This is a genomic window from Mesorhizobium sp. M0500 (assembly GCF_040321165.1).
Taxonomy (GTDB): Bacteria; Pseudomonadota; Alphaproteobacteria; order Rhizobiales; family Rhizobiaceae; genus Mesorhizobium.
Genome location: NZ_JAMYRB010000012.1, coordinates 103,187 through 127,946 on the forward strand (window position 1 = coordinate 103,187; position 24,760 = coordinate 127,946).

At 60.8% G+C, this 24,760-nt stretch carries 21 protein-coding genes, 1 tRNA gene and 2 pseudogenes; 9 read left to right on the forward strand and 15 right to left on the reverse strand.

What is annotated here, in order from left to right; all coding sequences use genetic code 11:
* Positions 1-81: 81 nt before the first annotated feature.
* The gene (locus tag NKI70_RS21245; RefSeq protein WP_352697793.1) at positions 82-1,014 is read left to right on the forward strand and encodes a heme o synthase; all 933 of its coding nucleotides are present in this window, start codon (positions 82-84) and stop codon (positions 1,012-1,014) included.
* Between the two features lie 316 nt (positions 1,015-1,330).
* Positions 1,331-2,143 (forward strand): DUF2189 domain-containing protein, encoded by an 813-nt coding sequence (locus tag NKI70_RS21250; RefSeq protein ID WP_023678906.1) that lies wholly within the window; start codon positions 1,331-1,333, stop codon positions 2,141-2,143.
* 66 nt (positions 2,144-2,209) lie between these two features.
* Here NKI70_RS21250 and NKI70_RS21255 read toward each other — a convergent pair whose 3' ends face one another.
* The 10 genes and pseudogenes from NKI70_RS21255 to NKI70_RS21300 form a co-directional block, all read right to left on the reverse strand.
* Positions 2,210-2,683, reverse strand: a complete 474-nt coding sequence (locus tag NKI70_RS21255) for an aminoacyl-tRNA deacylase (RefSeq protein ID WP_023678905.1) — start codon at positions 2,681-2,683, stop codon at positions 2,210-2,212.
* Positions 2,684-2,827: 144 nt separating this feature from the next.
* Entirely contained in the window at positions 2,828-3,232 is a 405-nt protein-coding gene (locus NKI70_RS21260; protein WP_023678904.1) for a cytochrome C oxidase subunit IV family protein, read from the reverse strand.
* Positions 3,233-3,242: 10 nt separating this feature from the next.
* Positions 3,243-3,965: a heme-copper oxidase subunit III family protein gene (locus NKI70_RS21265; protein ID WP_352466991.1), complete on the reverse strand. Its 723-nt coding sequence runs from the start codon at positions 3,963-3,965 to the stop codon at positions 3,243-3,245.
* Between the two features lie 13 nt (positions 3,966-3,978).
* A complete protein-coding gene (locus tag NKI70_RS21270; protein ID WP_352466990.1) occupies positions 3,979-4,683 on the reverse strand; it encodes a cytochrome c oxidase subunit 3 in 705 nt (234 codons plus the stop codon).
* Positions 4,680-6,449 carry a cytochrome c oxidase subunit I gene (gene ctaD / locus NKI70_RS21275; RefSeq protein ID WP_352470447.1) on the reverse strand — a complete coding sequence of 590 codons (1,770 nt, stop codon included), beginning with the start codon at positions 6,447-6,449 and terminating at the stop codon, positions 4,680-4,682. Before ctaD ends, NKI70_RS21270 begins: the two co-directional genes overlap by 4 nt.
* Before the next feature lie 91 nt (positions 6,450-6,540).
* Positions 6,541-7,356, reverse strand: coding sequence for a cytochrome c oxidase subunit II (gene coxB, locus NKI70_RS21280; RefSeq protein ID WP_352620497.1), 816 nt, complete (start codon positions 7,354-7,356; stop codon positions 6,541-6,543).
* 167 nt (positions 7,357-7,523) lie between these two features.
* Positions 7,524-7,717, reverse strand: a pseudogene (locus NKI70_RS21285) (efflux RND transporter permease subunit); the annotation flags it as partial.
* 6 nt (positions 7,718-7,723) lie between these two features.
* Positions 7,724-9,069 (reverse strand): annotated as a pseudogene (locus NKI70_RS21290) (PQQ-dependent sugar dehydrogenase).
* Positions 9,069-9,518, reverse strand: coding sequence for a DUF2231 domain-containing protein (locus NKI70_RS21295; protein WP_023678897.1), 450 nt, complete (start codon positions 9,516-9,518; stop codon positions 9,069-9,071). The pseudogene NKI70_RS21290 and the gene NKI70_RS21295 overlap by 1 nt, the downstream one beginning before the upstream one ends.
* Before the next feature lie 131 nt (positions 9,519-9,649).
* Positions 9,650-10,006: an SPW repeat protein gene (locus tag NKI70_RS21300; RefSeq protein WP_352724878.1), complete on the reverse strand. Its 357-nt coding sequence runs from the start codon at positions 10,004-10,006 to the stop codon at positions 9,650-9,652.
* 494 nt (positions 10,007-10,500) lie between these two features.
* Between NKI70_RS21300 and NKI70_RS21305 the strand changes: the two genes are divergently transcribed.
* The 3 genes from NKI70_RS21305 (at position 10,501) to NKI70_RS21315 (ending at position 15,626) form a co-directional block, all read left to right on the forward strand.
* Positions 10,501-11,595, forward strand: coding sequence for a glycosyltransferase family 4 protein (locus tag NKI70_RS21305; protein ID WP_352454464.1), 1,095 nt, complete (start codon positions 10,501-10,503; stop codon positions 11,593-11,595).
* Positions 11,596-11,832: 237 nt separating this feature from the next.
* Positions 11,833-12,699, forward strand: a complete 867-nt coding sequence (locus NKI70_RS21310) for a class I SAM-dependent methyltransferase (protein WP_352697791.1) — start codon at positions 11,833-11,835, stop codon at positions 12,697-12,699.
* 347 nt (positions 12,700-13,046) lie between these two features.
* Positions 13,047-15,626, forward strand: coding sequence for a bifunctional diguanylate cyclase/phosphodiesterase (locus NKI70_RS21315; protein WP_352697849.1), 2,580 nt, complete (start codon positions 13,047-13,049; stop codon positions 15,624-15,626).
* Positions 15,627-15,699: 73 nt separating this feature from the next.
* On the opposite strand, the gene radC is transcribed toward NKI70_RS21315, so the two are convergent.
* Together radC and map are read right to left on the reverse strand one after the other, a co-directional pair.
* Positions 15,700-16,446 carry a RadC family protein gene (gene radC, locus NKI70_RS21320; RefSeq protein WP_352568841.1) on the reverse strand — a complete coding sequence of 249 codons (747 nt, stop codon included), beginning with the start codon at positions 16,444-16,446 and terminating at the stop codon, positions 15,700-15,702.
* A 52-nt stretch (positions 16,447-16,498) separates the two neighbouring features.
* Complete coding sequence (gene map, locus NKI70_RS21325) at positions 16,499-17,326, reverse strand: type I methionyl aminopeptidase (protein WP_352697789.1); 828 nt, start codon at positions 17,324-17,326, stop codon at positions 16,499-16,501.
* Positions 17,327-17,623: 297 nt separating this feature from the next.
* Between map and NKI70_RS21330 the strand changes: the two genes are divergently transcribed.
* Entirely contained in the window at positions 17,624-17,920 is a 297-nt protein-coding gene (locus tag NKI70_RS21330) for a DUF982 domain-containing protein (RefSeq protein ID WP_023678889.1), read from the forward strand.
* Between the two features lie 126 nt (positions 17,921-18,046).
* Here the strand turns inward: NKI70_RS21330 and NKI70_RS21335 are convergent.
* From NKI70_RS21335 to phaC, 3 genes are all read right to left on the reverse strand, one after another.
* A tRNA-Glu gene (locus NKI70_RS21335) sits at positions 18,047-18,121 on the reverse strand.
* A gap of 174 nt (positions 18,122-18,295) precedes the next feature.
* Positions 18,296-19,402 carry a YcbK family protein gene (locus NKI70_RS21340; protein ID WP_352697847.1) on the reverse strand — a complete coding sequence of 369 codons (1,107 nt, stop codon included), beginning with the start codon at positions 19,400-19,402 and terminating at the stop codon, positions 18,296-18,298.
* Between the two features lie 327 nt (positions 19,403-19,729).
* Positions 19,730-21,565, reverse strand: coding sequence for a class I poly(R)-hydroxyalkanoic acid synthase (gene phaC / locus NKI70_RS21345; protein ID WP_352647803.1), 1,836 nt, complete (start codon positions 21,563-21,565; stop codon positions 19,730-19,732).
* 151 nt (positions 21,566-21,716) lie between these two features.
* On the opposite strand from phaC, the gene NKI70_RS21350 reads away from it, so the two are divergent.
* Genes NKI70_RS21350 through NKI70_RS21360 form a run of 3 tightly spaced genes read left to right on the forward strand, consistent with a single transcriptional unit; the run spans position 21,717 to position 24,661 of the window.
* On the forward strand, positions 21,717-22,049 hold the full coding sequence (locus NKI70_RS21350) for a hypothetical protein (protein ID WP_352647805.1): 333 nt from the start codon (positions 21,717-21,719) through the stop codon (positions 22,047-22,049).
* A gap of 40 nt (positions 22,050-22,089) precedes the next feature.
* Complete coding sequence (locus NKI70_RS21355) at positions 22,090-23,307, forward strand: LL-diaminopimelate aminotransferase (RefSeq protein WP_352647807.1); 1,218 nt, start codon at positions 22,090-22,092, stop codon at positions 23,305-23,307.
* A 40-nt stretch (positions 23,308-23,347) separates the two neighbouring features.
* Positions 23,348-24,661, forward strand: a complete 1,314-nt coding sequence (locus NKI70_RS21360) for a homoserine dehydrogenase (RefSeq protein WP_352647809.1) — start codon at positions 23,348-23,350, stop codon at positions 24,659-24,661.
* Positions 24,662-24,760: the final 99 nt, after the last annotated feature.

The window sequence follows — 24,760 nt, forward strand, 5'->3', positions numbered from 1 at the left end:
GGCAGTGTCGGTGGGGAGGGCGGCTCGTTGCAAAAAAGACGTTGGCCGGCTAGGCTGCCATTCCCATCGGTGGTCGTCTGAATGTCGACTGAAGAAAGCCGTCTCAAGGATACCGGCATCCGCCTCTCGGAGGCGACGGCGGGTGATTTCTTTGCGCTTTTGAAGCCACGCGTCATGGCGCTTGCCGTGTTTACTGCCTTCGTCGGCCTGATGATGGCGCCCGGCGTGATGAATCCAGTTATCGCCGTAATTGCCATCGGCGCAATCGCGGTTGGAGCGGGAGCCGCCGGCGCGCTCAATATGTGGTACGACGCAGACATAGACGCCTTGATGTCTCGCACGTCCAAGCGACCAATTCCGTCCGGTCGCGTCACGCCTGGCGAAGCTCTCAGCTTCGGTCTGGTGCTTTCCGCACTGTCGGTCATGACGCTCGGCGTGCTGGTGGGGTGGCTCGCCGCATCGTTGTTGGCGTTCACCATCTTTTTCTATGTCGTTATCTACACGATGTGGCTGAAGCGCTCGACGCCACAGAATATCGTCATAGGCGGCGCGGCAGGCGCCCTTCCTCCGGTGATCGGGTGGGCTGCTGCAACCGGCGCAATCGGCATTGAAAGTCTCATCCTGTTTCTGATCATTTTCCTCTGGACGCCGCCTCATTTCTGGGCGCTGGCCCTTTTCAAGGTCGGTGACTATGCCGCGGCGGGGGTCCCGATGATGCCGAATGTGGCCGGCCAGCACTCGACCAGAAAACAAATCTTCGCCTATTCGCTGCTCTTGGCGCCAATCGGCGTGCTTCCTTGGGGCTTCGGCTTCGCGAGCGGATATTACGGCACTGCTTCAGCCGCGTTGGGTGCAGGTTTCATTTGGCAGGCCTGGAAGGTTCTCGTCGCCGACAAGGAGATGAAGCCGGCAAAGGCACTGTTTGCGTATTCGATTGTCTATCTTTTCGCAATATTTGCGGCGTTGCTTGCCGACACCATTGTAATGCGAGTGATCGCTTCAGCCGACTATTGACCCCGGCTCAAAACATCACGTTGGCAGAGCACAAAATCCCAGCAACAGCAGAATAATGACGCCAAGGCCGAGTATGAGAACTGTCCTTCCGTCCATGACCTTCACCTTCGACTAGAAGAGCATATCGAAGAACGGCGTCCGTAGCTAGTCAGGCTACCCGGGAGCTCCTACTCCCGGGCCTTCCTACAAAGCGCGACAAGTCCCCCGCATGAGAGTATATTGATCATGGTGCAGGTCGCGGTTTGCGTGGGCCAATCATGCAGAACGGCAGCACCGTAAAACGCGACCTTACCGGACCTGGTCTGGAGGAATGGTCATGGCAAGCTTTCACGTGATAGCAGGCGCCAGCGAGACGCTGGAACACACCAGAATTCGAAAAATCGGTGTCTCCGATCTTTTTGATGCGCTCAGGCGTGGCGTCGATGATTTCATGGTCAAACCGTCGCACATCGTTTTTCTCTGCCTGATCTATCCGATTGCGGGAGTCGTGCTTGCTGTCTGGACATCAGGTAACAACACGCTGCCATTGCTGTTTCCGCTTGTATCCGGCTTTGCACTGATTGGTCCGTTCGCGGCGATCGGCCTCTATGAGATCAGCCGGCGACGGGAAGCCGGGCTCGACGCCTCGTGGAGGCACGCCTTTGAAGTCAGGAGTTCTCCGGCACTGCCGGCTATTGCAGCGGTCGGCGTCATGCTGCTTGCGATCTTTATCGCCTGGCTTTTGACGGCCCAGATATTCTACCAGACCCTGTTCGGCCCGGCGCCGCCGCAATCGCTGTCCAGCTTCATCAGTGAAATATTCGCCACGGGACGCGGCTGGACGCTCATCATCCTGGGTCACGCCATCGGCTTCGTGTTCGCCGCGGTTGTGTTGTGCACCACGGTCGTCGCATTCCCGTTGTTGCTCGACCGCGATGTCGGCGCCTACGAAGCCATCCACACCTCGGTGCGCGTTGTCCTGGCCAACCCGATCGTGATGGCCGTGTGGGGCCTTATCGTCGCCGTCGCCCTGATCGTCGGCTCGCTGCCAGTGTTCGCCGGGTTGGCAGTCGTGCTGCCGATCCTTGGTCATGCGACCTGGCATGTCTATCGGAAAGTTGTGGAATCGCCGCCGGCCACCAGACCGTGAGCTGAAAAAAACCTGCCCTGCGCGCACCGGTGAAAGTGCCGGTGCGGGCAGGGTGGGGCAGAGCTTTCAATAGGCCGGGTGGCTGAAACGGGCCTGGCGCGCGTCCTTTGTCAGGTCGCGGAAATCCTTGCCGCTCACATGCACCAGCGTCCTATGGTCACCGCCCTCGAAATAGACTTCGGGAGCGTCGCCGAGGCTTTCATCGAGGACCACTGGCACATCATAGGCAGCGCCGATCGGCGGCACAGCGCCGACATCGCAATCGCCGAACAACGAGACCACCTCGTCTTCGGAGGCAAGTCCAAGAGGCTTGTCCATGACATCCTGCAATGTCGCGAGTTCTATCCTGTGCGTGCTTGGAACCACGGCGAGCGCGTAGCCACGGTCGTGGTGAACGACCACCGATTTGGCCATTATGCTGCCAGGCACATGTGCCGCAATGGCGGATTGTCTGCTTGTCGCCGTGCGGTGATGCTCGACGGTGTCGTAGGAAATTCCTTTTCTGTCGATGAAGTCCTTCAGTCTGTTTGCGATGGTCATCTTGGGCGCCCCTTGCTGGTGTTCGCGACGCATGTGGAAACGCCGGCATTGCCTGTCGTTTCCGATACCAACAGAAATGGACCAGCCGTGGATTGTTTCAAGGCGAAGGCTCCAGGACCGGACCGCCTGGATCCGGATTGCATGTCAGGGCCCGGCCCCGAAAAACGCCATTCGGGTGAGAAGCGTGTAGTCCGCTTCGAAGACCATCATCGTCACGAACACCAGCACCAGCACCGGCGGCAGGATGATTGCATATGTCAGCGCCAGCCGTTCCCAGGCCATGTGCATGAAGATGGCGACGATCAGCCCTGCCTTGAGGATCATGAAGATCAGGATCAGCGACCATCTGAGATAGCCGTGGAGACCGAAATAGTCGACCAGATAGGAGCAGGTGCTGAGGATGAACAACCAGGCCCAGACCACCAGATAGAGCTTGATCGGGTGCTCCTGATGAACCTCCGCCGGGGTAAACCCGGTCGTCGTCGCATCATGGGTACGGGCGCTGTCCAGCGCATGCTGTCCCAGGCCGTTTGCGGTTGCTTCAGCCATGTCCTGCCTCTCACCAAAGATAGAAAAATGCGAAAATGAACACCCAGACCAGGTCGACGAAATGCCAGTAAAGCCCCATGATTTCGACGTTCTCGTAGCGGCCCCTCCGGCTGGTGAAGAAGCCGGGCCGTCCGACGTCGTAGTCTCCGCGCCAGACCTTTCGCGCCACGATGATCAGGAAGATCACCCCGATCGTCACGTGCGTGCCGTGAAAGCCGGTAATCATGAAAAAGGATGCGCCGAACTGGGCAGCGCCCCAGGGATTGCCCCAAGGCCGCACGCCCTCGGTAATCAGCTTGGTCCATTCGAAGGCCTGCATGCCGACGAAGGTCGCGCCGAGTGCTGCGGTCAAGAGCATCAGCACTGCCGTCTTGCGGCGGTCGCGGCGGTAGCCGAAATTGACCGCCATGGCCATCGTTCCGCTGCTCGAGATCAGCACGAAGGTCATGATGGCGATAAGGATCAGTGGAATGTCGGAGCCGCCGATGCGCAGGGCGAAGACCTCGCTCGGATTGGGCCACGGCACGCGTGTTGAGATACGCGCGGTCATGTAGGAGAGCAGGAAGCAGCCGAAGATGAACGTGTCGCTGAGCAGGAAGATCCACATCATGGCCTTGCCCCAGGACACGTTTTTGAACGCCCGCTGATCCGAGGACCAGTCGGCGGCGATGCCTTGCAAGCCTGCGGGCCGCAGCTCTGTTCGGCCGATGTGGGCCAGTGTCGTCTCTGCCATCCGCCCATTCCTCCTAGGTCAGCAACCCTCGGCAAATGTCGATTAAAGTCGAAGCCCAGCCGGCCAGAAGCGCAAAGATGGCGAGCCAGATGAAAAGCAGGAAATGCCAGTACATGGCGCACAGCTCGACACTGAGGCGAAGCCGCTGCGGCTGCGCTCCGTTCCAGGCGCCGACGCTCGTTCTGCCCAGCCCGACCAGTCCTCCCAGTATATGCAGGCCATGCATTCCCGTTAGCAGGTAGAAGAAGCTGTTGGCCGGATTGGATGCCAGAAAATAGCCGTCCGCACTCAGTTCCCGCCATGCCACAAGCTGTCCAATCAGGAAGACGAGCGCCGTGAGTCCAGCGGTGGCGAGGCCAAGCCTGACCATGTCCACTTGACCCTTGCGCGCTGCGAGCGAAGCGCACTGTATCGCAATGCTGCTCAAGACCAGTACGCCGGTGTTAAGCCAGAGCAGGGGCGGGATGGGCAGCGGCCGCCAATCCGACAGCGCCATGCGCATGAAATAAGCACTGGTGAACAGCGCGAACAGGCAGCCGACGACGGCAAGGAAGACGCCGAGACCGATCTTTGCGGTCGGCAGCGCCGATCGGTCCAGAGCGACAAAATCCCCGATCATACCTTGCTCGAGCCACGGCTTCGTCATTAGCCGCTGATGGGAAAGCCACCACCCGGCAATACCGGCGATCACGAGCAGGAAGACCAGGATTACGCTCATGCCGGCTCCCTGGAGGGCGCGAAGGAGCCCGGAACGTTTTGCGGTATGAAGTCCTCCTTGGCTCCCGGTACGCTGTAGTCATAGGCCCAGCGATAGACGATCGGCAGATCCTTGCCGAAATTGCCGTGGGCGGGCGGTGTTTCGGGCGTCTGCCACTCGAGCGTCGTTGCCCGCCACGGATTGCCGCCAGCCTCACGGCCATGGCGGATGCTCCAGATGAGATTGAACAGAAACACAATCTGAGCAAAACCGACTATAAAAGCCATGATGCTGATAAACGAGTTCAGGTGGTGGGCCGATTCCGTCATGATCGTCATGTCGGTCAATTCGTTGTACCGCCGCGGCACGCCCATCAAGCCGAGATAGTGCATGGGAAAGAAGATCAGATAGGCGCCGAGGAAGGTGACCCAGAAATGGAACCGGCCCAGTGTCTCGTTCAGCATCCGGCCGGTGACCTTCGGATACCAGTGATAGATCGCGCCGAAGATTACGATGATCGGGGCAACCCCCATGACCATATGGAAATGGGCGACGACGAACATCGTGTCCGACAGCGGAACGTCGACGACGACATTGCCAAGAAATAGCCCAGTCAACCCGCCATTGACGAAGGTGACGATGAAGGCCAAGGCAAAAAGCATCGGTATGGTGAGGTGGATGTCGCCGCGCCACAGCGTCAGCACCCAATTGTAGACCTTGATGGCTGTTGGGACGGCGATGATCAATGTCGTTGTGGCGAAGAAAAAGCCGAAATAGGGATGCATGCCACTGACATACATGTGGTGCGCCCAGACCACGAAGCTCAGCGCGCCGATGCCGACGATGGCCCAGACCATCATGCGGTAGCCGAAGATGTTCTTGCGCGCGTGGGTGCTGATCAGGTCGGATACGATGCCGAAGGCCGGAAGCGCCACGATGTAGACCTCCGGATGGCCGAAGAACCAGAACAGATGCTGGAACAGGATCGGGCTGCCGCCGCCGTGCTGCAACTGTTCGCCCATCTCGACGATCGCCGGCATGAAGAAGCTGGTGCCGAGCGCCCGGTCGAGCAGCATCATCACGCAGGCGACGAACAGCGCCGGGAAGGCGAGCAGCGCCATGACGGTGGCGGTGAAAATACCCCAGACAGTAAGCGGAAGGCGCATCAGCGTCATGCCGCGCGTGCGCCCCTGCAGCACCGTCACGACATAGTTCAAGCCGCCCATGGTAAAGCCGACGATGAACAGGATCAGCGAGACAAGCATCAGGATGATGCCCCAGTCCTGGCCGCCTGGCGTACCGGTCATGATCGCCTGCGGCGGATAGAGCGTCCAGCCGGCACCCGTCGGTCCGCCGGGCGCAAAGAAGCTCGACACCAGGACCAGCACGGCGAGCAGATAGATCCAGTAGCTCAGCATGTTGACATAAGGAAAGACCATGTCGCGAGCACCAACCATCAACGGGATCAGATAGTTGCCGAAGCCGCCCAGGAAGAGTGCCGTGAGCAGGTAGATCACCATGATCATGCCGTGCATGGTGATGAACTGGTAGTAGGCTTCCGGGGTGATGAAGTCGAATGTGCCGGGGAAGCCGAGTTGCAGCCGCATCAGCCAGGATAGCACCAGCGCGACCATGCCGATCGCTGTCGCCGTCGCCGAATACTGGATGGCGATGACCTTGGCGTCCTGCGAGAAAACGTATTTCGTCCACCAGCTGTGCGGATGGTAGAGTTCCATTTCCGCGACTTCGGCCGGCGGTACCGCATCTGCAGGTGTGATATCGACCATAGGAACACCTCCGTGCCCTTTTCGGCCAGCCCGACAGTTCGGGCTTGCCACACTAATTTCAATCCCGACGGCGCGCCGTCGTTCCGGTTTCCTACTCTGCCGAGCCCATCTGCTGGGGGGCGGACAGCTGCGCAAAAGTCTGCTGCTGGCCAAGCCACGCCAGATAGTCTTCCTGAGTATCGACCATGACCACGCCATGCATCATCGGATGTCCCTGGCCGCAGAGTTCGGCACACAGGACCTGGAAGGTCCCCGTCTTGGTCGGAGTGAACCAGAAATAGGTGACCGAGCCCGGGATCATGTCCATCTTGGCGCGGAATTCCGGCACGTAGAAATCGTGCAGCACATCGATCGAGCGGAGCAGCATCTTGACCGGTTTGCCTACTGGGAGGTGCAGGTCGGCCGCTTCCACTACGACATCGTCCTGGCCGTTGGCATCGGTGGCGATGACGCCGAGTGGATTTTCAGCGTTGACGTCGCGAGTGTCGGATGTGCCGAGCTTGCCGTCCTTGCCGGGGAGGCGGAAACTCCATTGCCACTGCTGGCCGACAACTTCGATCTCGGTTGCGTCGCTTGGAACGTTAACGAACCGGCTCCAGACGAACAGGCCTGGAACGAGCAAAGCGGTGACGCCAACCGCGGTGACGACCGTCAGCCAGGATTCGAGCCGCCTGTTCTCAGGTTCATATGCCGCCTGATTGCCTTCCCGATGACGGAAGCGGAAGACGCAATAGGCCATGAAAAGAACCACGGCGGCGAAGACGACACCGGTGATCCAGAAAGTTATGATGATGGTGTTGTCGATATAGTCCCAGTTCGAGGCAATCGGCGTCCACCACCATGGGCTCAGGAAGTGGAACAACACCGAGCCCACGACTATCAGAACGAGTACAAGCGCAACGGCCATGTCCCGGTTCCTCCCGGTATTCCAAGCGGCGCAAGCCGTCCCGGGAAATACCAAGTGCATCATAACTTGATTTGCGATGAAAATTCTAGAGCCGGCTGTGGGAAGGGCAAAAATACCATTTCGGCGCTGGCGGTCCTTCGGTTCGGCGGTGATCAGCGGCAGCGCGTGGCAAACATCGTCAGCGTCGAGTAACCGGCAAGGGCTGGGCACGCCGAATGTGCCCGGCAGAGTCACCGGAACGGCGATCGTCGGGGATCGTCGCGCGCAGGTTCTGCAGGAACAGCAGCATGACGAAGCACGTCAGCACGATTGCTTCGACCAGTGTCCGTTCACCTGCTCGACGCTCGACGAAGGGAGTGGAGCCACTTTATTGGCCGGCAGATGTCACCCGCCAAACTGTGTTGCCGACGTCGTCGGCGATGAGCAGGGCCCCGGTTTTGTCGACAGCCAGGCCGACAGGCCGGCCGCGCGCCTTGTTGTCCTTGTCCAGGAAGTCAGTCACCACGTCGGTAGCGACGCCGCTCGGACGGCCGCCGCTGAATGGTACGAACACTACCTTGTAGCCATTGAAGCGCGTGCGGTTCCAGCTGCCATGCTCGCCAACGAAGGCGCCGCCGCGATATGCCTCGGGAAGGCTGGTTGCCGTATAGAAGGCCAGTCCCAGAGGGGCGACGTGGGAACTCAGTGCATAATCCGGAACGATCGCTTTTGCGACCAGGTCCGGACGTTGGGGCATGACGCGGGGATCGAGATGCTGGCCGTAATAGCTGTATGGCCATCCGTAGAAGCCGCCATCCTTTACCGAGGTCAGATAATCCGGCACGAGATTGGGGCCGAGCTCGTCGCGCTCATTGATCACTGCCCAGAGCGCCCCGGTCTGCGGCTCCCAGCTCAGGCCGTTTGGATTGCGCAAACCGCTGGCGAAAATGCGCGACCGGCCGGTGGCCCTGTCTACCTGCCAGATGGCGGCGCGGTTCTTCTCCGCCTCGATGCCGTTTTCGGCGACGTTGCTGTTCGAGCCGATGCCGACATAGAGCAGCGAGCCGTCGGGGCTTGCCACCAGACTCTTCGTCCAATGGTGGTCGATCGGGCCGCCGGGCAGGGCGGTTAGCGGCGTTCCGGGCACGGTGATCTTTGTGTCACCGGTGTTGTAGGGATAGCGGACGATGGAGTCGGTATTGGCGACGTAGAGATCGCTTCCCACCAGCGCCACGCCAAAGGGGGAGCTCAGGTGGTCGAGGAATACGCTGGTCAGCTCCGGCTTGCCATCGCCATCGGTGTCGCGCAGCAGCGTAATGCGGTTGCTTGGGCCGCTGTCGCCGCCCGAGGTGACCCAGGATTCGATCCAGCCCATCACCAAATCCTTGGGCCGTTTGATCGGTTCGCCACCCGGCGCCTTGGACTCGACCACCAGGACGTCGCCATTGGGCAGCACGTAAAGCGACCGCGGATGCTGCAAGCCGTGGGCATAAGCCTGGATCTGCAGCCCCTGCGCGACGGTCGCTTTTCGTCGTTCTTCCATCCGACCACGGAAGCGAGATGCATGGGCGGGAAGAAATATTGGATCGGCTCCGGCAGGTTTGGATTCGGCCCTATCTGACTGCTGGGATCCGGGTCGTTGCCGCTGCACGCTGCAAGAGTGATCGCCGCAGTGCAAATGAGGACGGACACCGCGATGCGCCTGGTCTGACCGATGGAGCTTGCTACGCGCATCAATCCGCCACTCCGACATGATGCCGGTACACCATGGACCAGCCCAGCCAACCAGTGAAGATGAGGATGAGCACGACAACCGCCGAGAGGATCAAGCCGGTAGGAACGATGGAGGTCCATGCATCGCGGGTGTGTACGAGCATGTTGATGATGGATAACGCCAGCGCCAGAAGATTGCCGAGCACGTGCGGCCAGGCGGGGGGCTGTGCCCTTATCAGCGGATTGGCCAGGAAATCGATCAGCCCCGCGATCGCTGCTAGGCAGCCCATGATCACGCCGATGGTAACCAGCCAAGCGGAGAAGTCAGCCCACATCATCTCCGCTGTTCGCCAATAGGCTAGATCCGTCAGCAGGGTGCCGACGAAGCAGGCGATCGGAAATGGCACGAGCATCGGATGAATAGGATGTCCTGCAATCCTGGCCGTCGAACGCGGATTGTCACCGACCATAATGCGCCATCCTTCCTATTCTCGTCCAAACAAACGCCGCCTGCCCGGCCTCCGGCGGCTGTTGCCGAGAGACCGGCAGACGACCGATAGATCCGTCAGGCCCAAAAAAGGGCGCTGGCTGGCTGCGCCTGTTAGGCGGCGGACTGGGTCGGCGGGTTCTGATACATCATCCAGAGCTCGATCGCCGCCAGCACGGCGACCAGAATGCCGATCACGACATGCACGGTCATCGCCGTGGTCGCCTGGAATCCAAGCACCCAGGGCGATGCGAGAACCCACAGTCCGACGACCAGGTTCACCCACTCTTCCCACATGGCAAATGCTGCGAGGGCGGCAACCGAAAGCACGACGATCAAGATTCCGCTGCCGAGGGCGTTCTGCGTCTGCGGGCCTGCCGCAAATGCGAAGATCCAGGGAGAGAAGAACAGAATTGCCCCAAGGATCAGGTTGGCTACGTCACAGAGCCTGGCGTTTGTCCACTGGTTCATGGCATCCTCCATAAGGAGCGTTTATGGCTCCCGAGTTCGGCAAGGTGGTGCCTGAGTTCGGCGCGATGCGCCCGAAGCCGCTCACTCCGTGTCACGGCAGTGCCCTTGCCCGGCCGGAGTTGCGCATGTGGCGAACTCCAGTCAAATCCGGCTATCTAACTGAATTCCGGGCTTTATGTTCCATTGGGCACCGGCACGCCTGGATCAATTGATGGTGATCGAACAAATCCGAACCTGCCTGTCAGGGGGCGGCGGGGTGGCGGCGCGTAGCTCATTCTGTCTTTTTATCGAGCCGGTGAAACATTTCTCATGGATCGCAGTTCTTGGATCCAGAGGAGTTGAATAAGGGCAACCTGATTGCACGGGAGGAGCGCGGACGGCACAACTATAAATACGCTCTGCATAGAATACTTCGCAACTGGAAGCTCTCGCTTGTCTTGGTTGCCGCCGAAGCTTGTTTGAAAGACGGCGGTCGCCGCCGAAAAGATTTCTAAATGAAAATAGCCCAGATCGCACCGCTAACCGAATCCGTGCCGCCCCGAACCTACGGTGGAACCGAGCGAATTGTTTCGTATCTGACCGAAGAACTTGTCCGACAGGGCCACGAGGTGACGCTGTTCGCCAGCGCCGATTCTCGTACCTCAGCCGAGCTGGTGCGATGTTGCGACGTCGCGCTGCGCCTGAACCCCAGGGTCCAGGACGGTGGTCCCCACCATGTTATGATGCTTGAACGGGTGCGCCGGCGAGCCGATGAATTCGACGTTTTACATTTCCATGTCGATGTTCTGCACTTCCCCATAATTCGGGATTTTGCCAGACGAACGGTTACCACGCTTCACGGCAGGCTCGACCTGCCCGATCTCGCGCAGCTTTATGCGATGTTCGACGACGTTCCCCTGGTCTCGATCTCCTTCGACCAGCGCCGGCCCATGCCGCCCGTCAATTGGGTTGGAACCGTGCATCACGGCCTGCCCCGCGATCTTCTGCCATTCCACCCGAACACCTCTGGCTATCTTGCGTTTCTCGGTCGCATCTCGCCGGAAAAGGGGCCGGAAACGGCTATAGAAATAGCAGCGCGGGCCGGGTTTCCCCTGAAGATCGCCGCCAAGATCGACAAGGTGGACCAGTCGTTCTGGAAGGAAAGGGTCGAGCCGCAAGTGCTGCGGCATTCGAACGTGGAGTTCATTGGCGAGATCGATGAGCGGCAAAAGGCGGATTTTCTGGGCAATGCGATAGCGCTTTTGTTTCCGATCGACTGGCCGGAACCGTTCGGCCTCGTAACGATCGAAGCAATGGCCTGCGGTACGCCGGTGGTTGCGTTCCGGCGTGGCGCCGTCCCGGAGATCATCGATGACGGTGTGTCCGGATGGATCGTGGATACGGTGGAGGAAGCCGTAGGCGCGCTCCGGCGCATAGACAGCCTCGATCGCGCACGAGTGCGGCAGACGTTCGAGAAGCGGTTCACGGTCGAGCGCATGTGCAGCGATTATGTGGCACTCTACCGAGCACTCACGAGCGGCACGGCAGACGCAGTTGCCCCCACAAACGAGCTCTCCAGAAATATCGCGATGGTGGCTGTGCCGGGCTGAGGAACCGACTAATCCACATACAGACCACGACGGCGGAGTCCGGGAGCGCCTGCGGAGTCTTGTCGCCGGGCGCGGCGATCGCGCCAGAAGCCTTTGATCAGCAGCAAGCCTTCCCGGGGCTAATGCTTTCGCGAGCGGCGGCGCACTGCCGCCCGGTCCGGATTGACGCGCGCTACTTTCGCTGCAAAGGTGCTTTAACGACTTGTTTACCATGCGTCAGTCAGGGGTGGGGGGAATTTGGAACGGTTTCTGGGCGCGAACCGCCTTAATTGGGATGATCGGGCCGAACTGCACTCGACCGACACAACGGGCAGCTACCACATCGAGAATGTGCTGGCCGGCGGATCCAATCTCTATGAGCTGGAAACACGCGAGCTCGGCGATATCGCCGGCAAGGATATCGTCCACCTGCAGTGTCACATCGGTCTTGACACGATCAGCCTGAAGAATCTCGGCGCAGGCAGCGTGACCGGGCTCGACTTTTCACCGACGGCGATCGTGGCGGCGCGGGATTTTGCTGCGAAGGCAGGCACCGACGTGCGCTTCGTGGAAGCGCCACTGTTCGAGGCGGTGGAAGCGCTCGGCCGGACCTTTGACATCGCTTACGTTACTTGGGGTTCGGTAAACTGGCTGGACGACGTGTTCCGTTGGGCGCGGGTGGTTGCCGATCTTCTGCGACCCGGCGGCCGCCTCTACATGGCCGAGGGCCATCCATTGATGTTTCAGTGCGATCGAAAGGCCGCGGCCCTGGAATTGAAGCACGACTGGCGAACGCCGATAGCTCGGCCGCTCGCCTGGAACGAGGAACTGACCTACACCGGCGATGATCGCATCTTGAAGCATCCTCGCTATTATGAGTGGATTCACCCGATCAGTGACGTGGTGAATGCGCTGATTTCAGCTGGTCTGACGCTCGATTTTCTCAATGAGCATGACACGGTTTCGTGGCAGCACTTTTCATTTGCCGTGCGAGCCGGCAAGGATATGCACGGCTTGCCGGAGAACTCTCCCAAGATACCGATGGCCTATTCCATTGGCGCGACGAAGCGCAGCGTCGGCAAGATACCATACCTTGTGTCTCCCAAGCCGATCGAGGGCCACTAGTCCAGGTCAACGCCAGAGTACTCGGGTCGGAGCGTCGACTTGTGCAATCGCGCTCGCGCTCCTCGATCTTCCGAGCAAGCCAGGTCTAGCTGGCGTTTCATGTTGGTCCGCATCGTGCAGCCCGCCTTCAGCATCGCTGTCGGTATCGCAGCCGGCGTCAGCCGTCGGAAAATGAAATTTCTCAGGAGTATGAAGGTCAAATTAAACATTGAAAGCTAATGTTCCTCATCGGGTCGACCCCGAGAACCTGAAAATGGCACTTGAGGAATCGCCTATTGGCTTTTTTCCGCGCTAGGTTCAACGGCATCAAGGAGGCCGTCTTTTCGTCGGCAAATATTCCGGCGGCGATCGCGTTTGTCGTCATCCTTGTCAGCGCAGCGTTCGCGGAGCACCAGAACAAAATCGTCTCGGACCAGGCCGTCCGTGCGGACGTGCTGACCAAGGTCAATCTCATCCGCGCCAAGCTCGAAGGCAATATCAACGGAAACCTTCAACTCGTGCGTGGACTGGTCGCCGCGGTCGTGACCGAGCCCTATATGGGACAGCAACGCTTCGCCTCGCTCGCGAGCAATCTGTTTGGCGCCGACTCGCAATTGAACGATATTGCCGGCGCGCCCGATCTGGTCGTTTCCCTTATGTATCCGATGGAGGGTAACGAGCAGGCGATGGGTCTGGACTACCGCAAGAACGAGCGGCAGCGTGCGGCTGCGCTAAGGGCGCGAGACGAACGCAAGCTGGTGCTTGCCGGTCCCGTCGACCTGAAACAGGGAGGACAAGGCTTCATCGGCCGCTTTCCGGTCTTCGTGCCGAGCGCTGGCAATACGGAAAGGTTCTGGGGTATCATTTCCGCCGTTGTCGACGTGCAGCGCCTTTACAGAGCGAGCGGCTTGCTTGACGACGATCTCGGGATCGACGTAGCGCTGATCGGCAGGGACGCCCTCGGTCACCGAGGTGGTCAATTCTACGGCAATGAGGAGATCAGCAAAAGCGATCCGGTGACGGCTGACGTTTTGCTTCCTTCCGGCTCGTGGCAGCTCGCGGCCATTCCCAAAAATGGCTGGCCTTCGACGCCAAGCAACGCATGGTTGCTGCGCGCGATCATGGCGACGGCCGGAGCCTTGGTTGTGTTCCCTTTCCTGGTCACAGGCCGCCTGATTGGCGAAAGACAGCGCAATTATGCGGAATTGCGCCGATTGTCACGACGCCTTGAACTCGCTCTGGAAGCTTCGGCTATTGGGGTTTGGGAACACGATCTCGCGACCAACGAGCTTACGTGGGATGATCGCGTCAACGAAATATATGGCAAACCAACCGGCGAGCACCGGGGCTACCCAGACTGGGCGGGAGCAATCCACCCAGATGATTTGGCTGGCGCCAACGCGGACTTCGACAGGGCGGTGGCCAGCGGACGACCATATTTGTCGGAGTACCGGATTGTGCGTCAGGATGGCGAGATCCGTCATGTCCGGTCCAAGGCGATCCTTTACCGGGTCGCAAACGACACCCCAAAAATGATCGGCGCGGAATGGGACGTGACTGCCGACGTCCTGCTGAACAAGGATCTGGTTCGTGCAAAACAGCTGTCCGAGTCGAAAAATGCAGAACTCGAGTCGGCCAAAGCGCGCATAGAGCACATCGCGCTTCATGATTCGCTGACCGGCTTGCCCAACCGGCGTTACCTCGACCAGGTACTGGAACATTACGCGGCAAACGCCAGGCGCTCAGGCGGGCACGCGGCACTGCTTCACATAGATCTGGATCGGTTCAAGCACATCAACGATACGCTGGGCCACGCCGCCGGTGACGCGATGTTGGTTCACGCGTCAACCGTGCTCAGGTCGAAGGTCGGCGACGAGGGATTCGTCGCCCGTATCGGGGGAGACGAATTCATCGTTCTGTGCGTGGTGCGCGACGATACCAAGCAACTGGCGCTGCTCGCCGACCGCATCATCAGCCAGATGCGCGAACCCGTCTACTATCAGGGTCATCGATGCCGTTTTGGGGTCAGCGTGGGAATCGCTGTCGATAACGCAAAAGATGTCGAAGCCAAACACCTGCTGGTGAACGCCGATATCGCGCTTTACCGAGCAAAGGGGCGGGGCCGCAATCGATACGAATTCTTCACCGACGCGATGCAAAGCGAAATCGTCGATACTAAGCGGATTGCCGACGAAATTCTCGGCGGCCTCGAGCGCAACGAGTTCATCCCCTTCTACCAGCCCCAATTTGACGCAAAGACGCTCGAAATCGTTGGGGTTGAGGCGCTGGCGAGGTGGAAACATCCAACAAAGGGTATTTTGGCGCCCGACGTCTTCCTGAGAATTGCAGAAGAACTGAACGTCGTCTCGATCATCGACCAAGCCATATTGAAGCAATCGCTTTCGGATTTCGAAGAGTGGTCCGCTGCAAAACTTCACATTCCGCGGGTGTCGGTCAATGTCTCGGCCAGGCGCCTTCAAGACGAGGAGCTCATCAAGAGCCTGCGAGAACAAAATATCAAGAAAGGAACAGTTTCGTTCGAGCTTGTTGAGTCGATTTTCCTGGACGAGAACGACGACCTTGTCACCTGGAATATCGAGCAGATAAAAGAGCTGGGGATTGACGTCGAAATAGACGATTTTGGTACCGGCTACGCTTCGATGGTCAGTTTGCTGAAGTTGCAGCCGCGCCGGCTGAAGATAGATCGGCAGCTGGTCACACCAATCGTCAAATCGCCGCAGAGAAGGCAGGTTGTCTCGTCGATCATTGAAATCGGCAAGTCGCTGGGTATCGAGGTCGTGGCGGAAGGCGTCGAGACGATGCAGCATGCACGGCTACTCGAGGGCCTGGGCTGCGACATATTGCAGGGTTATGCCTTCGGCCACGCATTCGATTCCGAGGGACTTAAGACCTTTGTCCGATCGCGACGCCTGCGCACGGCCAGCTGAGCCTCGGCGCCAGAATTTATCACGTTGCGGTACAGAGGCGCACAGCGGACAAAGCTGAAAACAACGCCAAACCTCAGATCAGCAGCAGGCCCTTCATGCTGGAGTGGCCTTTCCTGCCGATGATGATGTGGTCGTGAACGGCAATGCCAAGCGGTTTGGCCGTCTCTATGATTAGCTTGGTCATCTCGATGTCGGCGCGCGACGGCGTCGGGTCTCCCGACGGATGGTTATGCGCCAGAATGATCGCCGTGGCGGAGAGCTCCAAGGCGCGCCTGACCACCTCGCGCGGATAGACCGGTGTGTGGTCGACTGTGCCGACCTGCTGGACTTCGTCGGCGATCAGCGCGTTTTTCTTGTCGAGGAACAGGATGCGGAACTGCTCGCGCTCCTCGAAGGCCATCACCGACCGGCAGTATTCGAGAACCTGCGTCCAGGTCGACAACAGCTCGCGGCCGACGATCTCGCCGCGCGCCATGCGCTGCGCCGTTGCCGCAACCACCTTGAGGTCGAGCGCCACCGCCGGGCCGATGCCCTTCACCTCCTGCAGGCGCTCGACGGGCGCACCGAGGACCTCGGCCAATGTACCGAAGCGTGCCAGCAATGCCTTGGCGACCGGCTTGGTGTCGGCGCGCGGGATCAGCCGAAACAATAAAAGCTCGAGCAGTTCGTAGTCGGGGAGGGTGTTGGTACCGGCGGCGAAGCGCTCGCGCAGGCGGTCGCGATGGCCGAGATAATGCGGCTTGTCTGCGGCCACCGCCTTCGCGGGCGATCGCACTGGCCTTTCGGGAAAGAAGGCCCGCTCGTCGTCGTCACCGTTCATGGCTGCCCCACCCAGCATTTGCCGGGCAAGGTAACGCCCGATCTGCCAGACACTAGGCCCGCAGGCCGGGGCGGTCGAGGTTTTTTGGCGACAGCGTGAAGATCTCGCAGCCGGTCTCGGTGACGCCGATCGTGTGCTCGTACTGCGCCGACAGCGAACGGTCGCGCGTCACCGCGGTCCAGCCGTCCGACAGCACTTTCACATGCGGCCGGCCGAGATTGATCATCGGCTCGACGGTGAAGATCATGCCCGGCCGCATCTCGACGCCTTCGCTGGCGCTGCCGTAATGCAGGATATTCGGCGCGTCGTGAAACAGCCGGCCAACCCCGTGGCCGCAGAAATCGCGCACCACCGAGCAACGCTCGGCTTCGGCATAGGTCTGGATGGCGGCGCCGATGGCGCCGGTTCGGGCGCCCGGCTCGATTGCCGCGATGCCACGCATCAGGCACTCATACGTGACTTCGAGCAGCCGCTCCGCGGCACGCTTGATCGTGCCCACCGGATACATGCGCGAGGAGTCGCCATGCCAGCCGTCGAGGATATAGGTGACGTCGATATTGACGATGTCGCCATCCTTCAACGGCTTGCTGTCGGGTATGCCGTGACAGACGACGTGGTTGATCGAGGTGCAGGATGATTTCGTGTAGCCACGGTAGTTGAGCGTCGCCGGAAGCGCGCCATGGTCCATCCCGAACTCGAAGACGAAGCGATCAATCGCTTCGGTGGTGACGCCGGGCGCCACAATCGGTACCAGTTCGTCGAGGCAGCGCGCGGTGAGATCGCAAGCCTTGCGCATGCCGACAAAACCTTCCTCGTCGTAAAGACGGATCTGGCCGGTGTTTCTGAGCGGTGCCGTGGCTGCGTCGAGATAGGTGACCATTTTTATCCGTCTTGCAGGGATGCGGGGCTGGATGAGCCTCCGCGAGAGAAACCTTCCCAGATTTGGCACTGGAAAGCGCAAGGTTCAAGGACGAACTGCCGGCGACGGCCGAAGACCGGCGATATTCATGCCTGGGAGCATTCTCCTTGCCTGCAGCGGCTCATGCTTCCGCCGGGTTCATCTGGCTACCGCAGTGACGACACATTTCTAGGCGAGAAGTCGGCCCAAGCGTTAGCCGCCACGGCAACTTTTTGCGACGAACGGCGCTGCTGCGGGGGTCGGTTCGGGAGAGATCGAATGGACAGACTGCAATTCGAGGTGCCGGTGCGGATCGCGCCTGTGCCCGGCCAGCCGGTCGAGGAAATCTACAGTGTCGAGCAGGCGCTCGATTTCCTGCAAACGTGGCCGGTTCGCCGGAAGGGACCAACCTACCAGGCCGCGTTCAATGCCTGTTTTGGCGCCACGGTGGACATCGTCGAGACCGAAGACGCATGGCGGGCCTTCATGGCCTTTTGCCGGGTGAGCGGCCTGCTTGCCAGGGACATGATGGTTCCGCGCAAGCGCGGCGGCGAGGCGAGGGGACTGCGGGCGTAGGAAGCCGTCGACACAATCCCCAGTCTGTCTTCGCCGCCTTTGCTGACATCCCCATCAGAGTGGGTAGGGTCCAGCAAAGCTTGCCAGCATCACGCTGGCGATAGACATATGCCAAGTTGAAATTGCTGGTACGCCCAAGGGGAATCGAACCCCTGTTACCGCCGTGAAAGGGCGGTGTCCTGACCGCTAGACGATGGGCGCGCTCAGATGTGAGCGCTTATAGTTGCGTCGCGACAAACCGGCAACCCGTCTGCCGCCGGCTGCGACAACTTTTTTCCTTTGGCTCCAAACCGCGTCTTTCCGACAGCCAAGCTGGTTTTTGCGGCATGATGCAACGCCGCCGAAGGGCCTTCGCGGTGACGGAAGATCCTCGCCCTAGCCGCGCCTGCGGCAACGCCAGTTCCAGTCGCGCTCCGGTCCGACATCGACGTGAACGGATTCGGTGTGGCAGTAGGTGCCGACGCCGCCGCGGCCCGGCATGGTGCGGATGTAGCTCGCCAGTTCCCACTTCGAGACGCCGGGGACCTGGATGTCGGCGGCAGCGCAGTACATGTGCAGCGAATTCTTGGCGCCGTTGGCGCGGCGGTTGCGGGCCGGATCGCGATAGCCGGAGGTGACCGTCATCTTGCGGCCATAGTGGCCTTCGATCGTCTTCAGCACGCGAACCAGCGACGGCTTCAAGCAGGCGACATCGACGCTTTCGTTCTGTTTCAGGAGGCCGTTGGGCGCCAGCCGGGCGAGGCCGGCGGCGGAGGCGACCTGGTAAGCGCCACCCGAACCTTCGTCTTCGTTGAGATCGACGTCACTCTCATCGTCGAGGCCGGATTTGCGCTTGATCTCGAACAGCGCCGTCTGGCGCACGCCGGGCAGCGCATCGGCCGTGAAGTGGCTGGTATCGCCCGTCGACACCAGCTGCACCGGCTTTTCAGCCGGATTGGCCGAGGCCAGGGTAACGGTGGGTTTTGCCGCAGGCGTCGCCTGCACGACCGTTGGCTGCCCGCCCGATCTGCTGTTGGCCGGCGATGCTGCCGAAGCGGGGGTGGCGCTGAACAGCGAGGCCAGGAAGTTTTTCTTCGGTGCGTAGGCCTGTGGCTGCGGCATCTCGCCGGCGGTCACATAGACCGGGTTGTTCATCGCCGGCGCGGCGGCCTTGGCGTCGGGCTTCGATGCATCAGCACTGTTCTGTGCCACGGCCTGTTCAGCCGCCTGCGCGTTCGCTTGCAGCGGCTGCGGCGTGTGTCCCGCGATCGTCTCGGCTGCCGTGGGAACGGCGATCGGGAAGCCGGCATCGGGCTTGGCCCCTGGCTTGGCCACTGGCACATAGGCCACCTGCTCGGGAAGGTTGGCGTCAGCGTCGGCATTCATCGTCATTTGTGCGGTCGTCATCTGCGACGATGATGCGGCCGTGCTGGCCTGGGGCGCACCGGCGGCCGTGCTGATTTCGGTAGCCGAGGTATTATAGCCTGGCATGCCGACCGACATGGTCGGGTCGCCGGCCGAGGTGCAGGACGCCAGGAGCACCGAGAAAAGCGCCGCCACAATGGCGCGGCTTTCTCCCTTCGCGAGGCGCGATCCTGCTGATCTCAAAACAAAATTCCCCCTCGATATCCGACCGGTTCGTCATTGGCGCGGCGTCGAAACGCCTCGTCGAAATGACCCTTGTTCCCCGAACCGGAAACGAGACCTGTGTCAAATCTGCAAGCCTCAAAGTAATTTGGCGGCTAGAGGATGAATCAAGGCTGCTCAGGGTTGACGGCACCATTTCGCCCGCTTTTGGCGGCGCGTCAACTCACCACACATTACAGATGGTTACACGCGCACCTTGACATAGGTGCCGGGGGCTTCGCCTAGAACTTGCATATGCTCGCCCGGTTTGCGGGCCGGTACGCGGGTATTGTCCTTGGCTTCGATCCAGCGTTGCCAGTGCGGCCACCAGGAACCGGGATGGTCGGTGGCCCCGGCGAGCCACTGGTCGAAGTCGCCGGCCGGCTTGCCGCCGGTCCAGTAGTGATATTTCTGCGCTGCCGGCGGATTGACGACCCCGGCGATGTGGCCGGAGCCGGCCATGACGTAATCGACCTCGCCGCCGAAATATTTCGAGCCGAGGAATACCGACAGCGCCGGCGCGATATGGTCCTCCTTAGAGGCGAGGTTGTAGACCGGCATGGTAACGTCCTTCAGCGAAACCGTGCGGCCCGCCAGTTCCATCATGCCTTGCGAAAGCCTGTTCTCGAGATAGCAATTGCGCAAATAGAAAGAATGGTTGGCAGCGCCCATGCGGGTCGAATCGGCATTCCAGTAGAGCAGGTCGAAGGGCAGGGGATCCTTGCCGCGCATGTAGTTGTTGACGACATAGGGCCAGATCAGGTCGCCCGAGCGCAGCATGTTGAATGCAGTCGCCATCTTGGTGCCGTCGAGATAGCCTTTTTCGTTCATCGCCTTTTCGACGGCCGCGACCTGTTCCTCGTCGACGAACACTTTTAGATCGCCGGCATAGGTGAAATCGACCTGGGTGGTGAAGAAGGTCGCCGATTTGATGCGGTGGTCGCCTTCCTGCGCCATCAGCGCCAGGGCCGCCGCCAGAAGCGTGCCGCCGACGCAATAGCCGATGGCGTTGACGTCCTTTTCGCCGGTGGCCTTCTCGATCGTGTCGAGGCCGTATTGCAGGCCCTCCCTGATATAGGCCTCCCAGCTCTTGGCGCCGTGCCGCTCGTCCGGGTTAATCCAGGAGATTACGAACACGGTGTGGCCTTGCTCGACCGCCCAGCGAATGAAGGATTTTTGCGGGTTGAGGTCGAGGATGTAGTATTTGTTGATCCATGGCGGGCAGATCAGCAGCGGCCGCTTGAGCACGGTGTCGGTAGTCGGCTCGTATTGCAGGATTTCGGCGACGTCGCTGCGGCCGACCACCTTACCCGGGGTGGCGGCGAGATTCTTGCCGATCTCGAAGGGCGAATAATCTGCCTGCCGCAGCTTCAGGTCACCCTTGCCCGCGGCGATGTCCTCGGCAAGCATCTTCATGCCGCGCACCAGGTTTTCGCCGTTGGAGGCGACAGTCTCGCGAAACAATTCCGGATTGGTCAGGATGAAATTCGACGGCGAGATGGCATTGGACACCTGCTTGACATAAAAGCCGGCCTTGTGGCGGGTGTGCTCGTCCAGGCCGTCGGCGTGCTCGACCAGTTCGGCCGCCCAGCGCGAGGTGACCAGATACGCCTGTTTGACGAAATCGAAGAAGGCGTTGCGGCCCCATTCCGGGTCCTGGAAACGCTTGTCACCGCGCTCGGGCTTGACCGCGTCCTCGGCGTCCTCGGCGCCGGCGCCGATGCGCTGGACGGCGTTGGCCCAGACGGTCATGTAGCCGGAAAACAGCCGCGTTTGCGCCTCCAGCGCGCGCTGCGGGTCGGAGAGCCAGTACTCGGTGAGCTTGGAGAACGTCTTCACCATGTCGACGACCGGCTCGGCGACGTGATCGCGCACCTCGCCCTTTTCCCGCGGCTCGGCCCATGCCGAGGCGGCCTTTCCGGCCTGCTCGATCATGCGGGCCATGTTCAGAGCGAAGCGCTCCGGGTCCTTCACCAGATATTGCTCGACGGTCGAAGGTTGGTCATCTTCCGCTTTGCCCGAATCGGGTGTTTTGGACATGGTTCGCGGGGTTCCTCCCGAAGCGTTTTGTTGACATATTACCATGGGATATCGAACAGGGTCCAATGTGCTCTAACCCGGCCGCCAGGAAAACAATATGACGATTAATATTGGCAAGAACGTTTTTTCCGGCACTGGTCGTTTTTGCCGCATGGCGCTCGTGCTGTTGGCGATGGCCGGTTGCACGAGCAGCAACATGGAAGGTGCGGCGCCCGCCACCGGCCTTGTCGGCGCGAAGGACACCGGTTCCTATCCGAACCTGAACATCCGGCCGCAGGTGGCGGCCGAGCAATTCACCGACGAGGAAAAGAACGCCAAGCTCGCCCAACTGAAGGCCGAGGAGCAGAGCCAGGCCGCCAAGGGCGGCGGCGTCAAGGTTGCGGACCAGGCAGCGCTGGACCAGCTGGCAAAAAAACACGGCGCCGAGGCGCTGAAGCAGATCGAAGGCAAATGCGACCCCGCTCTCGACCCTAGTTGCAAATAAGCTTATACGCGCGACCGCAACCTCACTGTCTGGAACTGCCATGGAAGAATTTCACAAGGTCCGCCGGCTTCCGCCCTATGTCTTCGAACAGGTCAACCGGCTGAAGGCCAGCGCCCGTTCGCGCGGCGCCGACATCATCGACCTTGGCATGGGCAATCCGGACCTGCCGACGCCCAAGGCCATCGTCGACAAACTCTGCGAGGTGGTACGCGATCCGCGCACGCACCGCTATTCGTCGTCGCGCGGCATTCCGGGCCTGCGTCGTGCCCAGGCCAACTACTATGCCCGCCGCTTCGGTGTGAAGCTCGACCCGGACAGCCAGGTGGTGGCGACGCTCGGCTCGAAGGAGGGCTTTGCCAATATGGCGCAGGCGATCACCGCCCCCGGCGATGTGATCCTGTGCCCCAACCCGACCTATCCGATCCACGCCTTCGGCTTCATTATGTCAGGCGGCGTCATCCGCTCGCTGCAGGTCGAGCCGGACGACGGCTTCATCCCGGCGTTGGAGCGCGGCATCCGCCATTCGATCCCGAAGCCGCTGGCACTGATCCTCAATTATCCATCCAACCCGACGGCACTGGTCGCTTCGCTCGATTTCTACAAGGAGGTGGTGGCCTTCGCCAGGAAGAACGACATCATCATCCTGTCGGATCTTGCCTATTCGGAGATCTATTTCGACGGCAATCCGCCGCCTTCGGTGCTGCAGGTGCCGGGCGCCATAGACGTCGCCGTCGAGTTCACCTCGATGTCGAAGACCTTTTCGATGCCGGGCTGGCGCATGGGTTTTGCGGTCGGCAATGAACGGCTGATCTCGGCGCTGACGCGAGTGAAATCCTATCTCGACTACGGCGCCTTCACGCCAATCCAGGTGGCGGCGGCGCATGCACTCAACGGCGACGGCGCCGACATCGCCGAAGTGCGCGACGTCTACCGCAAACGCCGCGATGTCATGGTCGACGCTTTCAGCCGCGCCGGCTGGATCATTCCCGCACCGGCGGCTTCGATGTTCGCCTGGGCGCCGATCCCGGAGCCGTTCAAGCACCTGGGCTCGCTTGAATTCTCCAAGCTCCTGATCGAGCACGCCGACGTCGCGGTGGCGCCGGGCGTCGGCTTCGGCGAGCATGGCGACGATCACGTGCGCATCGCGCTGGTCGAAAACGAGCACCGGATCCGGCAAGCGGCGCGCAATATCAAGCGCTTCCTCGCATCCAGCGCCAAGCAGCCGAATAACGTCGTGCCGCTCGCCGCGCATCGCTGATTTTCTACACATCAACCGACTGAATGGGGCGTCGCCGGACATGGCTGAAGCGTTGCGTGTTGGAATTGCCGGGCTCGGCACCGTCGGTGCGTCTGTGGCCCGCGTGCTGCGCGACAAGGCGGCCGAACTGACGCGGCAGTGCGGACGCGACATCGTCGTGTCGGCGGTTTCGGCCCGCGATCCCAAACGCGACCGCGGCGTTGATCTTGGCACAGCACAGTGGTTCGACGACGCCGTCAAGATGGCGCAGACCGCCGAGATCGACGTGTTCGTCGAGCTGATCGGCGGCGACGAAGGCCCATCACGCTCGTCCGTCAAGGCGGCGCTCGAGGCCGGCCGCCATGTCGTCACCGCAAACAAGGCGTTGCTTGCCAAACACGGCGTAGCATTGGCCGAGATCGCCGAGAGGAAAGGCGTGCTGCTCAATTACGAGGCGGCGGTGGCCGGCGGCATTCCGGTTATCAAGACAATGCGCGAGGCGATGGCTGGCAATTCGGTGACCCGCGTTTTCGGCATCCTCAACGGTACCTGCAACTACATTCTGACGCGCATGGAAGCCGAGGGCCTGTCTTTCGATGCCTGCCTGAAGGATGCGCAACGGCTGGGCTATGCCGAAGCCGACCCGACCTTCGACATCGAGGGTCACGACACCGCGCACAAGCTGTCGATCCTGACCAGCCTTGCCTTCGGCACGAGGATCGCCGCCAACGATATCTACATGGAAGGCATCTCCAACATCAGCCAGGCCGACATCCGCGCGGCCGGCGATCTCGGCTACCGGATCAAGCTGCTTGGCGTCGCCCAACGCACCGAAAGCGGCATCGAGCAGCGCGTGCACCCGACCATGGTGCCGACGGCCTCGGTCATCGCGCAGGTGCACGGTGTCACCAATGCGGTGGCGATCGAAACCGACATCCTCGGCGAATTGCTGCTTTCCGGCCCTGGCGCCGGCGGCAACGCCACCGCGTCGGCGGTGATCGGCGACATTGCCGATATCGCCAAGAGCCGGCCTGGCTTCCAGCATGGTCCGGTCTTCGGCCGGCCGGCGAAGGAATTGAAGCCTTACAAGAAGGCGCTGATGCGCAGCCATGCCGGCGGTTATTTCATCCGGCTGACCGTGCACGACCGCCTCGGCGTTTTCGCGGCAATAGCCAAGCGCATGGCCGACAACGACATTTCGCTGGAATCGATCGTCCAGCATGCCGCCGGGCCGGAAACCGAGGCACAGAAGACCGTCATCCTAGTGACCCACGAGACGACCGAGGCGGCGGTGCGCAAGGCCGTCGACGGCATCACCAGGGACAGCCTTCTGACCGACAAGCCGCAAGTCATCCGCATCGAGCGGGCCGGATAGCAGTCTCACATTTTGCGTTTAATCGATTGATATTGCTGCGCTTTCAAAAAGGTCCAGCGCAGGTCTTGCTGTTGTCACGGGGCTTTGACACAAGAAGCG